Raw genomic sequence first — 11986 nt, forward strand, 5'->3', positions numbered from 1 at the left:
ATTATTTTTTTCTACGGAAGCAGTAATTTCTGACCCGCTACAATCTTATTTTCATCCTCTAATCCATTGAGCTCACAGATTTCCTTTAACTTGTTTACCGTATGGTATTCTGCCAGACTGATTCCGTAAAGCGTCTCTCCTTCCTGCACCACATGAACCCTTGCTCCTGAAGCTGCCGCTTCCTGGTTTTTAGAAGGGGCCTCGCTGGTCTCTTTTTGCGCACTGCTCTCGCCGGTTTGTGCCTTTGTGGTCTCTGCTGCAACTTGGCTGGTCTGTTCTGTGGCTTTCTCGCTTTCAGCTATGGTCTGACTTTCCTTTGTGTTGTCTGCCTGAGTCTGAGCCATGCTTGTTTCCGAGGTTACAGCGGCTTCTGTCGGCACCTGAACCTGCCCTGCCTGTGTTGGCTGGGTATTAGACATCGTCTCCTTATTCACTGCTGTTGTGGGCGATATGCCAGCTTCTGCATCTTCCACCACCACACCGGTTTGGGATTTACTTTCTTTTTTATGATCTCCTGCTAAGAATTTTTCCGCTTTTGCCGGAATGGCAGAAACGATGACACTTTCCATGTTTTGCATTCGCTCAAAGTTGTTAAACATAACAATTCCGCCAGCTAATATGACGACTGACATGGCTGTGCACATGCCCCGAAGAAGCCCGGCGGTCTGATGCCTGTCCGTCGCTTCCTCTTTATGTTCGTCCATTCGCTTGCGGAATTCTTCAATAACCTTATCATTTGTATCAGTTTCGATACGTTTTACATCTTTTCGCAGTACCATATAGTCCTGCATCATCTGGTTTCTTTCATAATATATACTATAGCCCTGGAGCTTGTAAAATCCGTCTTCTGATGTTATGTAAACTGTTTCATCCCCTTCGATTCCATTGCTTAAATACATCAACTTGTTGGTGCCTTCAAAATACTGCATATGTTGTTTCCAGTAATTCAAAGGAGTCAGATCATCTCCTGGACTGCCACATAAAAACCAGCCGAGAATTGATCTCTTTGGGAAAAGCTGCTCAATGCTCTGATAGGCCTTTTTCCAGGAAATATCAGTAAATGATACCCTTCCTGCTTCTGTCACATCCTCCATCTCCAAAGCACCATCTATGAAGATATAAGGCATTCCGTCATTGAGTTCCATACTACCAAGCAGTAAGCCTATCCGCAGCCCTTGTCCTCCCACAGGATACAGACGTTTTAAATACGTGTTCACATAATCCTCAACATATAGTTTTACGATCTGATCCCGTTCCCCGATCTGCCTGATGTTCTTTGGCAGCTTCGGGTACGGATTGTATAATTCACCCATTGGCACACCTCGCTATTCTTTATAATCCAATGCATCATAGCATGTAATAGGCGAAAAACGTGTCAAAGCATGGACGTGTTCTCCCATAACTTTTCGACAAGATAAATACTATGGCTGATGCAGTCAGCCATACGCATGACAATGGAAAGTCTTATACTTTGGAGCATAAGTGGGTCATAATTACTACAGCTTCCAACGATTCCTGTTATGAAGATATCACCGACTGACCGAAGTTCCTTACTCACTCCAAGCCCTGGTTTTAAGGCTCCTCTGCCAAGGGTCACATGACCGATGTGCTCCATATTTCCAACAGAAGCATCCACAGCTACTATCACATAATTGGGATATCTTAAACGAAGCAAGGTCTGATACGTATCAAGATTCATGGCGTGTACCGGTCGCTCCAAAGTCCCAATGACCTCTATGTGCTCCAGACTTTGTTCTTTTAGCTTGTAACCAATTAAGGGCCCAAGGCTGTCTCCCGTGGAACGGTCGGTGCCGATGCACAAAAAAAGTACTCCTGATGCTTTCTTATTTTCCAGTTCTATACTTATCATATCGTAAAGTCTGGAAGCGAAGTCCTCTGCTTCAAAGGAATGCTTTGTGTCATAATAAAAAACGTCCCGGTTGCTCCGGATCGAAATTCTTTCCCATAGTTTCATAATATCCTGCCTTGCTGTCCTTATTTTCTCTGTTCTATTATAAGCCGTGATTTATGGAATTATTCACTACATCGTCCTAGAAAAATCGCAAAAAAAAATGCAGGAAACAACTGCTTTCGCGTGTCTTCCTGCACCTTCATTTTATTCCTTAAGACTCGAATATAGGGTTTTGGCTTCTCCTATGGTCGTCGCCTTCCCCATTCGTATCATATCAGCCAGTTCATCAAGTAGCTCCGGTATCATAAATTCTTTTCCAATATAAGAAGTATAATTGTCGTTGATAAACAAGGTCTGCTCCTTCACCCGGATCTCAGCCTCTTTGCCACTTGTCTGAGCTTCTTCATAATCCTTTGTAAGCTTTGTTAAGATATCTTTTCTGCCATCTGCAATTTCATCTGATATAATGGTCTTTGTGACCTTATCAAACGTGTTCAAGGCTTCCCTTTTCTTATCCATGATATCTGTTAGCTCTTGTTCAATTCTTGCAATCTCATCATCAAATTTCTCCAAATCATAAGACGCTTCATCCCGATCCCGCTTAATGGAATTGATGATGACCTTCATCTTCCGGTCGTTAGTCTTAATAAGATCCCTGATGGTTCTTCCTTTTCTCAAGGCACTAAGGTGCCTCATCTTTGTCCGGTTATAGATGAGAATATAGATACTCCCAAAAATAACAACGGTCATAAAATAAATTCCGATTAAATAAAATAAGGTTTTCTCTGGAAGCAGAAAGTAGATTCCACATGGAAGGACAAGAAAAACTATGAGGATGACTGTAATTAAAAGCATCCATTCCCGAAATCCTCCAGGAAGATAAAGCGCATAATATAGCCTGCTGTTGCAAAATTTAGGAACTCTCTCCTGACGGAACACGTCCTTCATCTGCTGCCTCAGCTCTTTATTATTTTCCTTAAGTTCTACAGTTTCCTCTTCAATCCGCTCTTTCACCCCTTGATTCTTGGCCTTTTCTCGTTTGGCCCTCATCCGCTTTAGTGCATCCTGTTCTCGTTCAATTTCTTTGTCATAAGTGCCTTCGATCTCATCGATTCTCTTCTTGATCGTAAGGCTGATATCATCTGCCACTGCCTTTCGTTCTGCTTCCAGCTCCTTTTCCAGATGTCTCTTCTCCTGATGGAACTTTTCCAGCAGATTCCTGCTTGCAGACAGCTCTTGGACGGCTCTGCACGCCTCTCCAAGAAAACCAACCTGATCTGTTATGGGTTGTGCCATCTTAAGTCTCCCTTCTTGGGTTTTTCCTATCAAGATTCTATCATATATTTCACTGTTTTACAATGTCCGTCATTTTCCACCTTGCGCTCTTTCCTTTCCCGATGATATAATCGTTTTATCATGAAAACAAAGGGTGCAACTGCTGCATTAAGAAGGGATAATACATTATGTTTCGCATATGGGCAAAATTAGTCAAAGACACAAGGTTCCTTAAGGATACTGTTATCTGCAACTCTGATTACAGCCAGTCCAGGACTACTATGATATTTAACGCTCTGGAAGAGATCTGCTACCAGCTTGATTTGGGAAAACCGATCTGGCTTGATGCCACTGTCCAGGATTTTAAAAAGCACTCCAAGGCCAGGTTCACCCAGGATAACTTTATTGAACACATAGACTTTGACTTTCTAGAAATCCAAGTCATTGAAGAATAAAAGGGCTGTCGCACATGTGCGACAGCCCTTTCACTAAGTGTAGCTTATTGATTTCCCATCGTACTTGGGTCAACTTCTGTATAACCTTCTAAATCCGGAGCCGTAACTTCTACGGTCTGACCTGGATTATTATAGGCTGCATCGGTATCCATAACCATGGAAATGGTCTCGCCCTGAGCGGTCATATCCAAAGACATATTAATCTTTGATTTGGAGAAGTAACCATCTTTATTCACAGTTGCTTCACCCTTTACTTCTTTGATGTTATAGGTTACGCCCTCTAAGTTGGTTCCCATCTGAGCAATCAGATCTTTTACATAGGTATCCATCTTCTGTGCATCCACAGTAAAGGTGATTACCTGATTATCTCCATCCTTCTTCGCAGTGATTTCCTTCATATAAGAAGAATCCAGGCTTGCACCTTCTGTACTCTGCTTTACCTGCTCCATCATTTCTTTTAGATCCATGGCATATTTGATTTTCTGTCCCATGGAGTTCATGTAATAATATCCGTTTTCATAGTACATGGAAATATCCAGGTCCTGTCCCATAACTGAGGTAGTTCCTGTTGCAGAATATCTCATACTATCTTTATTGATATCTGCAATCTTCATGTCTAGATTCATCTTCATCTCTGTCTTTTTCTCTCCCTGAGTCATCTGTGTATTGACTATGGAAGTTACGTCCATGGATGTCAGCTCTGAAGTTTTCTTCGTAGCCTCATCATAAATAGTTTTTGCGTCCTTTGCTCCTGCGCAGGCAGTCATAGAAAATGCCATAGCAAAAACAAGGAACATGGTTAAAGTCTTTTTCATAGTTTCCTCCTTAAAAATGTGTTTCCTAGATACCCTTTAATCATATCATGATATTTAAGTATTTCCAAATTAAGTTTTGTTAAATACTTCCTTAAGCGCGTCATGTGCATCCCGCCTGGCATGGCTTTTCATGTAATAGGATACAATTTCCTATTACATGAAAAATCCGGCATCCCGGACCGAACCCAAAAAGGTCCAAGCCGGAGTGCCGGTATCATATTCATACACCTTATAATCGTTTTAACAATTCTTCTCTTTCTTTCTCATAACCAGGCTTTCCTAACAGTGCGAACATGTTCTTTTTATAGCTTTCTACACCTGGCTGGTTAAACGGATTCACTCCAAGCAGATATCCGCTGACACCGCAAGCATACTCAAAGAAATAAAATAGCTGTCCTAAGCTGTATTCGTCCTGTTCTGGAATATCAATGACCAGATTAGGCACATCACCATCGCTATGAGCTATAATGGTGCCGTTCATGGCACTCTTATTTACAAAATCAACACTCTTTCCAGCAAGATAGTTCATGCCGTCGGTATCCACTTCTTCTTTCTTTAAAAGAATCTCTGCAGGAGATTCCTGGACATTTAAAACAGTTTCGAACATAATTCTTGCCCCATCCTGAATAAACTGTCCCATAGAGTGGAGATCTGCGGTCAAATCTACTGCCGCCGGAAAAATACCTCTCTGGTCCTTACCTTCACTCTCACCAAAAAGCTGTTTCCACCATTCGGATACATAATGAAGGCTTGGTTCATAATTGGCTACGATTTCAACTGTCTTGCCCTTTCTAAGAAGGATATTGCGGACAGCCGCATACTGGAGCGCACCATTAGACTCATATGGAGTCTTGGTGACTGCTAATCTCGCATCACTTGCTCCTTCCATCAGCCGGTCAATGTCAGCACCTGATACTGCGATGGGAAGAAGTCCTACGGCAGTGAGCACAGAAAAGCGTCCGCCTACATCATCGGGCACCACAAAGGTTTCATATCCTTCTTGGTCTGCCAGATCTTTAAGCGCTCCTTTTTCCTTATCCGTGGTGGCATAAATCCTTTTATTTGCCTCCTCACGACCATACTTTTCAATCAACATGTCCTTAAACACACGGAAAGCGATGGCAGGCTCAGTCGTAGTGCCGGACTTAGATATCATATTTACGGAGAAATCTTTTCCTTTTAGCACACCTTTTAAATCATTGATGTATTTGCTGCTAATGCTGTTTCCAACAAAATAGATCTCCGGAGTTTTACGAGTTTCTTTGGGTAATACATTATAAAAACTATGGGATAAAAATTCAATGGCTGCTCTTGCACCAAGATAGGAACCGCCAATTCCAACCACTAAGAGTACATCAGAGTCCGATTGAATCTTTTTTGCAGCTTCCTTTATTCGGTGAAACTCTTCCTTATCATAATCGGACGGAAGGTCGATCCAGCCTAAAAAATCATTGCCTGCTCCGGATTTGTTCATTAAGGTGTCTCTTGCACACATAACCGCAGACTTCATATTATCCATCTCTTCTGCTGAAACAAAGCCGGATGCTTTGGAATAATCAAAAACTATATTTCCCATTTCCCATATCTCCTTTTTCCTTATGTTCAGGTTGCTGACTGCCTGTTTAGGGAAATTATATCATATAATCCTTCCGTTTGCGACATGATTTTCCTGGTACTGCCAAATGTTCAGGTTAGATATTCTTGAAGAATTTCACCGATTAGTTTTAATTCTTCTGGGTTTAAATCCTTAAGCCAATCCTCTCCTGCCCGGTTGCTTCTCTCTTTTTCCCGGCTTGCCGCAATCTGTTCCAAACTCCGTTTTAGATAATCCACATCTCGTCTGTTACTCGCAGCCTCTGAAGCTACCGGTTTTTCCATCTCCGGTCCTATTTTATCTGGATACTGCTCCATTTGTGGTGCCTGACGGTTTCTTACTGGTTTTTCCGGTCTCTCTGATTTTAATCTCTGCCTTGCACTTCTTCTATCCGGTTTTGGTTCGGCCTCTTGAATTTCTTCTACTCCATTTTTACTTGCTTGGGAATAAATGGACCTTATATTTTCACGGGGCTCCAAATGCGGTCCCGACATTGCATCTAAATCATCTCGTTCCTGATCCAATCTATATATGAGGATATTTTCCAGATAATTGTCAAGCGCCGCAAATAGCTGCTGCCGTTTCTCTGAAATTCCTGCCCCATGCTCCACTAATATAGTAAAGAGCCCTGCCATGATTCCAACGGAACCATATAATACGATGTAGTACGGATCGGTACGATACCAATAGGAAGCAAACGCTGCACCGCCTCCCAGCAAAAAGCACCAAAGCGTCATTTGATTGGAAAAGATGTTCCAACCGTGGAAGGTGACCCCCATACATCTAAAGTCATACATCTGACGCTCTAAATAAGGTTTGATTCTTGGAATACCTTGGTTTAACTGATATGTAGATTCCGTCTTCTGCTTAAAGGCACGAAGACTCTTATTCTTCGTAAGTAATAGGTTGTCCGATTCTTTAATCATTCTTTTGTAGAGGTTACGTGTCAGCCATCTGGTGATCACACCGATGCCGCAAAATGCTGCTAGCACGTATAACGCTTTGCCTGTCTGTAAAAATTCCAGCATAATAATAGCTCCCCTTTCGTACCCGGTCTCCCCGGGTGATAGGTCTATTATAAACACCCGGTAAGGCTTTGGGAAGATGAGAGAGCCTAGAATCGTTCGTCAAATCCTGTCAGGATTCGATTCTGAACCTAATATGAATACCTTTGTGCAACGGCTAAAATAAGGTTTACGGAGTGTTTTACTGCCAGGGGTTCAAACTCGCTATAGTCCATATCTGCGCTGTCATCCGCCTTGTCTGAGATGGCTCTAATGATGAGAAATGGGATATGGTTTAAGTAGGCCGCCTGAGCGATGGCAGCACCCTCCATCTCGGTGCATGCGCCACCAAAAGTTTTTGAAATCCACTCTTTTTTAACCCTATCGGAAATAAACTGATCCCCTGAGACCACTCTTCCAATGAAAACTCCAATCTCAGGATTAACTTCTTTACAACAATCATAAGCCAGTTTTCTAAGTTCTTCGTCGGCAGAAAATGAAAATTCTTTCATCTGGGGAATCTGTCCTGCTGGATAACCAAAGCCAGTTGCATCCATATCATGATGGACCACATCCGTAGAAAGTACCACATCTGCGATGTTGATTTCAGGTTTCAGTGATCCGGCAATACCGGTGTTGATGACTGCGCTCACCTGGTATTGATCTGCAAGAATTTGGGTACAGATAGCCGCATTTACTTTTCCAATCCCGCAACGTACCACAACTGCTTCCTTGCCCTTTAATACACCTCTATAAAAATCCATACCTGCTATGGTCTTTACCGTTACATTCTCCATAGATTTCTTTACTTCTGCCACTTCTACGTCCATGGCTCCGATAATTCCTAACATAACATTCCTCCTTTAAAATGATTTTTTCTATTATTATATATTATAACGTCTTTATTCCTGTTTGAAAAGTGCTATTGACACCTTACCGCAGTTTGACTATAATTTAGTTTGTTTACATGCGATGGCTTAAGGAGTTGGAGGTACCAATCATGAATTATAAAACACGGGGCGTATGCTCAAAGGAAATCAGTTTTGAAGTGGAAGACAATAAGGTAGTTAAGGTTCAGTTCGTCGGCGGCTGTTCCGGTAATACGCAGGGCGTATCAAGGCTTGTGGAAGGAATGGATGTAGATGAAGCGATTAAGCGTCTGGATGGAATTCAGTGCGGGTTTCGTCCTACCTCTTGTCCAGACCAGCTTTCTCAAGCATTAAAGGAATTTAAGGAGCAAGCTCCTTCATAAGGATACATTCCGAATCACAGCGCTGTAAGGCATCTGTTAATAACAGAAATCTTGCGGCGCTGTTTTAATTTTTTTACGTTTTTTTAACAAGTGTATTCCATTTTTTCATAATAGGTATGATTTTACAATTAAATATTGACAATACCATCTATTTATTTTAGTATGAAACTATATATTTTGCACAAACACGGACATCTCAGGGATTCTCAGGCTAACTTATGTTTTTTTATGTTTTTGCTGGATCTTCTTGATCAAATAATTGGTCAGGAATCTAGATATAAAGAAAGGGGTTATTATATGAGAAAGAGAAAAAGCATCATCAGTGTTGTCACTACCTGTTTTATGGTAGCAAGTTTAGCGTACTTTAGTCCGCTCCCAGCAAATGCAGCATCTGCTGCGTATTATGTATCCACAAGCGGCAACGATTCAAACAGCGGACAAACAACAGACAAGCCTTACAAAACCATTGACAAGGCCATTTCTAAAGCGTCTGCAGGCACCACCATTTACTTAATGGGAGGAACCTATTCCTCATCCACTACATTTAAGCTGAGCGCCAAAGGAACTTCCGGTGCCCCAATTAAAATTGTAAACTACAATGGCCAGAAGCCAGTTGTAGACTTCTCCAGTCAGCCATATGCTGACGGCTCCCGTGGATTCCAGATTACTGGAGATTACTGGAACATTTCAGGTGTTAATATTCAAAATGCTGGAGATAATGGCATTCACATCAGCGGCAGTAACAATCAGATCAGTGACTGCTTTATTACCAAATGCGGAGATACTGGTCTTCAGATGAGCAATGGCGCATCCAATAACAAAATCGTTAAAGTAACTTCTACTTACAACTACGACAAAAAGACAAACGGCGAGAATGCAGATGGTTTTGCAGCCAAATTAAGCATCGGGCCTGGAAATGTATTCCAGAACTGTATTGCTCTAAACAATTCCGATGACGGATTTGATTTCTACTCTGCTGGAAATGCCGTTAAGGTATATAACTCCGAAGCTTCCTATAATGGGAACAACAGCGGAAATGGACAGGGCTTTAAGGTTGGTGGTAATTTCACAGCTGACAATCATTATCTAGAAGGCTGTGTTGCAACCGGCAACAAAGCAAGAGGATTTGACCAGAATAATAACACGGGTGCCGTTACCCTTAAAAACTGTACCGCTAATAACAATAACGTAAACTTTAATTTCCCCAAAGCTCCTAATTCTGGTAAGCACAACTTTACTGGATGTATTTCAAACGGTGGAAAAAACAAAGACGTAATTGTTGGTGCTAATGTGGTAAACTGTTCCTTTAAGAATTAAGTAGCTTTTAATATCAAAAAAGCAGTGCATGTAGTAATATATGCACTGCTCTTTTTTTGCAACGTTTCATGCAATATGGTCATTATTCAATCACCACTATGACCGCTTTATCTCCAAGGGTTTCATAAGACCAATTTCCATTCCCCCCCTCCACATGGAGGAAGATGACGTCGCCCTCTCTCCTTGCTTTAGCCGTCATAACAATGTTTCCGTCCAAATCTGTGACCGACGTACTTGTTTTCGCTCCGTCCTCAAACACGGACAGATACAAGGTCGCTCCATTGCTGTAATTATAATCTGGCCTGTCATCACAGCCACCCATTGCCAGTATGGAATTTGGTCTTACCAGAAGCGGCATGGTAAAAAAGTCATGATGCTCTTTCTGCCATCCTCCTCCCTCAATGAACTGATCGGTCAAAAGATTATACCATTTGCCCGCCGGAAGATAGTAATCCACTTCCCCACTTTCCTTAAAAACAGGTGCTATGAGCAGGGAATCTCCCATCATATACTGCTTATCCAGAGCATCACACCCACGGTCTTCTGGAAATTCCACAAACATGGGCCGCATCATTGGGATGCCCTCCTCATGAGACAGCACCGCCTGGCGGTAAAGGTAGGGCATGAGACGGCATTTTAGCTTCACAAATTTCCGTAATACTTCACATGCCTCATCGTCAAACAGCCACGGCACCCGGTAGGAAGAAGAACCATGGAGACGGCTGTGGGAACTCATTAGACCAAACTGGCACCATCTCTTGTAAACATCCGCCGAAGCAGTGGATTCAAATCCGCTAATGTCGTGGCTCCAGAAACCAAAGCCTGCACAGGAAAGAGACAAACCGCTGCGTAGGGTTTCCGCCATGGAGGGATAATTTGCAGAGCAATCACCACCCCAGTGAACAGGGAATTTTTGTGACCCTACGGTTGCAGAACGGGCAAACAATACAGCTTCTCCCAAGCCTCGTTCCTTTTCCAAAAGTTCAAACACTGCCTGATTATAAAGATAGGTATAGTAATTATGCATTTTTACAGGATCAGAACCATCAAAATAAGCAATATCCTTAACCGGAATCCTTTCGCCAAAATCGGTCTTGAAGCAATCTACTCCCATATGAAGAAGTATCTTTAACTTTCCCTGATACCAGGAAACAGCATCCCTATTGGTAAAATCCACCAGCCCCATCCCTGCCTGCCATAGGTCTGTCTGCCAGACATCTCCATTGTTTTTCTTCAAAAGATAACCTTGTTTCATTCCCTCAGCAAAAAGTGGTGACTTTTGGGCGATATAAGGATTGATCCATACACAGATTTTAAGCCCCCTGTCATGGTAGCGCTTTAGCATTTCTTTCGGATCCGGAAACGTCTTTTGATCCCAGGTAAAGTTACACCATTCATATGCCTCCATCCAAAAGCAGTCAAAGTGAAACACATGGAGCGGAATGTCACGGTCTGCCATCCCTTGAATGAAGCTTGATGTAGTTGCTTCATCGTAATCCGTTGTAAAGGATGTGCTCAGCCAGAGCCCAAACGACCAAGCCGGAGGCAGAGCCGGTTTCCCGGTCAGTTCTGTATATGTTTGAATAGTCCCTTTTGGAGTTCCACCATTAATCACATAATAGTCAAGGCGTTCTCCTTCTACTGAAAACTGAACCCGTTCAACCTTTTCACTGGCAACTTCAAAGGATGCATCCCCCTCATTGTCCAAAAGGATGCCATAACCTATATTGGTAATATAGAAGGGAACATTTTTATATGCTATTTCGCTGGCAGTTCCCCCGTCCTCATTCCACATCTCAACAGTCTGACCGTTTTTAACAAATGGTGTGAACCGTTCTCCTAAACCATACACAAACTCATCTACATCAAGTGCCAACTGCTCTACCATAAAACGGCGCCCTGAGTCTCCATTTGACATACAGGCTATATTGTGAAATCCGGTGTTCGTCAGCTTCCGGTCCCCGTCATAGAAACAAATTCCCCAGGAATCCGGCCTCTTATCAATTACAGCCTTGGTTTTTCCAGTCCTGTAGATGATTTCTTCCTCCGTCTCTTCCATGTGAATGACTGGATTCTCGTCGGTTATTTCTGCAAATGGTCCCTTGTACTGCGTTCCTTCAAAATGGCTGACAGAGACCTTAATCACATTTTCCATTGGACTTGACAGACGCACGGTCAGCATCCCCAGGTTTAGACAATCTCCTCTTTTTTCTATATGTCTTGCTGGGGCATACACCGTCAAGCAATTCCCCAGTATTTTGCTGTCCCCATATTCAATTGCATAAAGCGGAGTAATCTCATCACGTATCTGCCAGTACCCCTTCGTAAACTTCATATTGATTCCCCTTTCCCACATAACCTT

At 42.5% G+C, this 11986-nt stretch carries 11 protein-coding genes; 3 read left to right on the top strand and 8 right to left on the bottom strand.

Annotated elements, in window-relative coordinates; all coding sequences use genetic code 11:
- Nucleotides 1–11 precede the first annotated feature (11 nt).
- The 3 genes from BET01_RS07815 to BET01_RS07825 all read right to left on the bottom strand — a co-directional run bounded on the left by BET01_RS07815 (nucleotide 12) and on the right by BET01_RS07825 (nucleotide 3208).
- Nucleotides 12–1313, bottom strand: coding sequence for a LysM peptidoglycan-binding domain-containing protein (locus tag BET01_RS07815; RefSeq protein ID WP_120196245.1), 1302 nt, complete (start codon nucleotides 1311–1313; stop codon nucleotides 12–14).
- Nucleotides 1314–1375: 62 nt separating this feature from the next.
- A complete protein-coding gene (gene yyaC / locus BET01_RS07820) occupies nucleotides 1376–1975 on the bottom strand; it encodes a spore protease YyaC (RefSeq protein WP_120196246.1) in 600 nt (199 codons plus the stop codon).
- A gap of 141 nt (nucleotides 1976–2116) precedes the next feature.
- On the bottom strand, nucleotides 2117–3208 hold the full coding sequence (locus BET01_RS07825; RefSeq protein WP_120196247.1) for a hypothetical protein: 1092 nt from the start codon (nucleotides 3206–3208) through the stop codon (nucleotides 2117–2119).
- A gap of 167 nt (nucleotides 3209–3375) precedes the next feature.
- Here BET01_RS07825 and BET01_RS07830 point away from each other — a divergent pair, with 167 nt between their 5' ends.
- Nucleotides 3376–3642 (top strand): hypothetical protein, encoded by a 267-nt coding sequence (locus tag BET01_RS07830; protein WP_120196248.1) that lies wholly within the window; start codon nucleotides 3376–3378, stop codon nucleotides 3640–3642.
- A 44-nt stretch (nucleotides 3643–3686) separates the two neighbouring features.
- Here BET01_RS07830 and BET01_RS07835 read toward each other — a convergent pair whose 3' ends face one another.
- From BET01_RS07835 to BET01_RS07850, 4 genes are all read right to left on the bottom strand, one after another.
- The gene (locus tag BET01_RS07835; protein WP_120196249.1) at nucleotides 3687–4457 is read right to left on the bottom strand and encodes a DUF6612 family protein; all 771 of its coding nucleotides are present in this window, start codon (nucleotides 4455–4457) and stop codon (nucleotides 3687–3689) included.
- Between the two features lie 229 nt (nucleotides 4458–4686).
- Nucleotides 4687–6033 carry a glucose-6-phosphate isomerase gene (locus BET01_RS07840; protein ID WP_120196250.1) on the bottom strand — a complete coding sequence of 449 codons (1347 nt, stop codon included), beginning with the start codon at nucleotides 6031–6033 and terminating at the stop codon, nucleotides 4687–4689.
- Between the two features lie 110 nt (nucleotides 6034–6143).
- Complete coding sequence (locus BET01_RS07845) at nucleotides 6144–7079, bottom strand: hypothetical protein (protein WP_120196251.1); 936 nt, start codon at nucleotides 7077–7079, stop codon at nucleotides 6144–6146.
- A gap of 128 nt (nucleotides 7080–7207) precedes the next feature.
- Nucleotides 7208–7906: a 5'-methylthioadenosine/adenosylhomocysteine nucleosidase gene (locus tag BET01_RS07850; protein WP_120196252.1), complete on the bottom strand. Its 699-nt coding sequence runs from the start codon at nucleotides 7904–7906 to the stop codon at nucleotides 7208–7210.
- Between the two features lie 149 nt (nucleotides 7907–8055).
- Between BET01_RS07850 and BET01_RS07855 the strand changes: the two genes are divergently transcribed.
- Nucleotides 8056–8307: a TIGR03905 family TSCPD domain-containing protein gene (locus tag BET01_RS07855; protein WP_120196253.1), complete on the top strand. Its 252-nt coding sequence runs from the start codon at nucleotides 8056–8058 to the stop codon at nucleotides 8305–8307.
- A 297-nt stretch (nucleotides 8308–8604) separates the two neighbouring features.
- Nucleotides 8605–9624 (top strand): right-handed parallel beta-helix repeat-containing protein, encoded by a 1020-nt coding sequence (locus BET01_RS07860; protein ID WP_120196254.1) that lies wholly within the window; start codon nucleotides 8605–8607, stop codon nucleotides 9622–9624.
- An 82-nt stretch (nucleotides 9625–9706) separates the two neighbouring features.
- Here the strand turns inward: BET01_RS07860 and yicI are convergent, their stop codons facing one another.
- Nucleotides 9707–11959, bottom strand: a complete 2253-nt coding sequence (yicI, locus tag BET01_RS07865) for an alpha-xylosidase (protein WP_120196255.1) — start codon at nucleotides 11957–11959, stop codon at nucleotides 9707–9709.
- Between the last annotated feature and the right edge of the window lie 27 nt (nucleotides 11960–11986).

The organism is Lacrimispora algidixylanolytica, from assembly GCF_003609635.1.
Lineage (GTDB): Bacteria > Bacillota > Clostridia > Lachnospirales > Lachnospiraceae > Lacrimispora > Lacrimispora algidixylanolytica.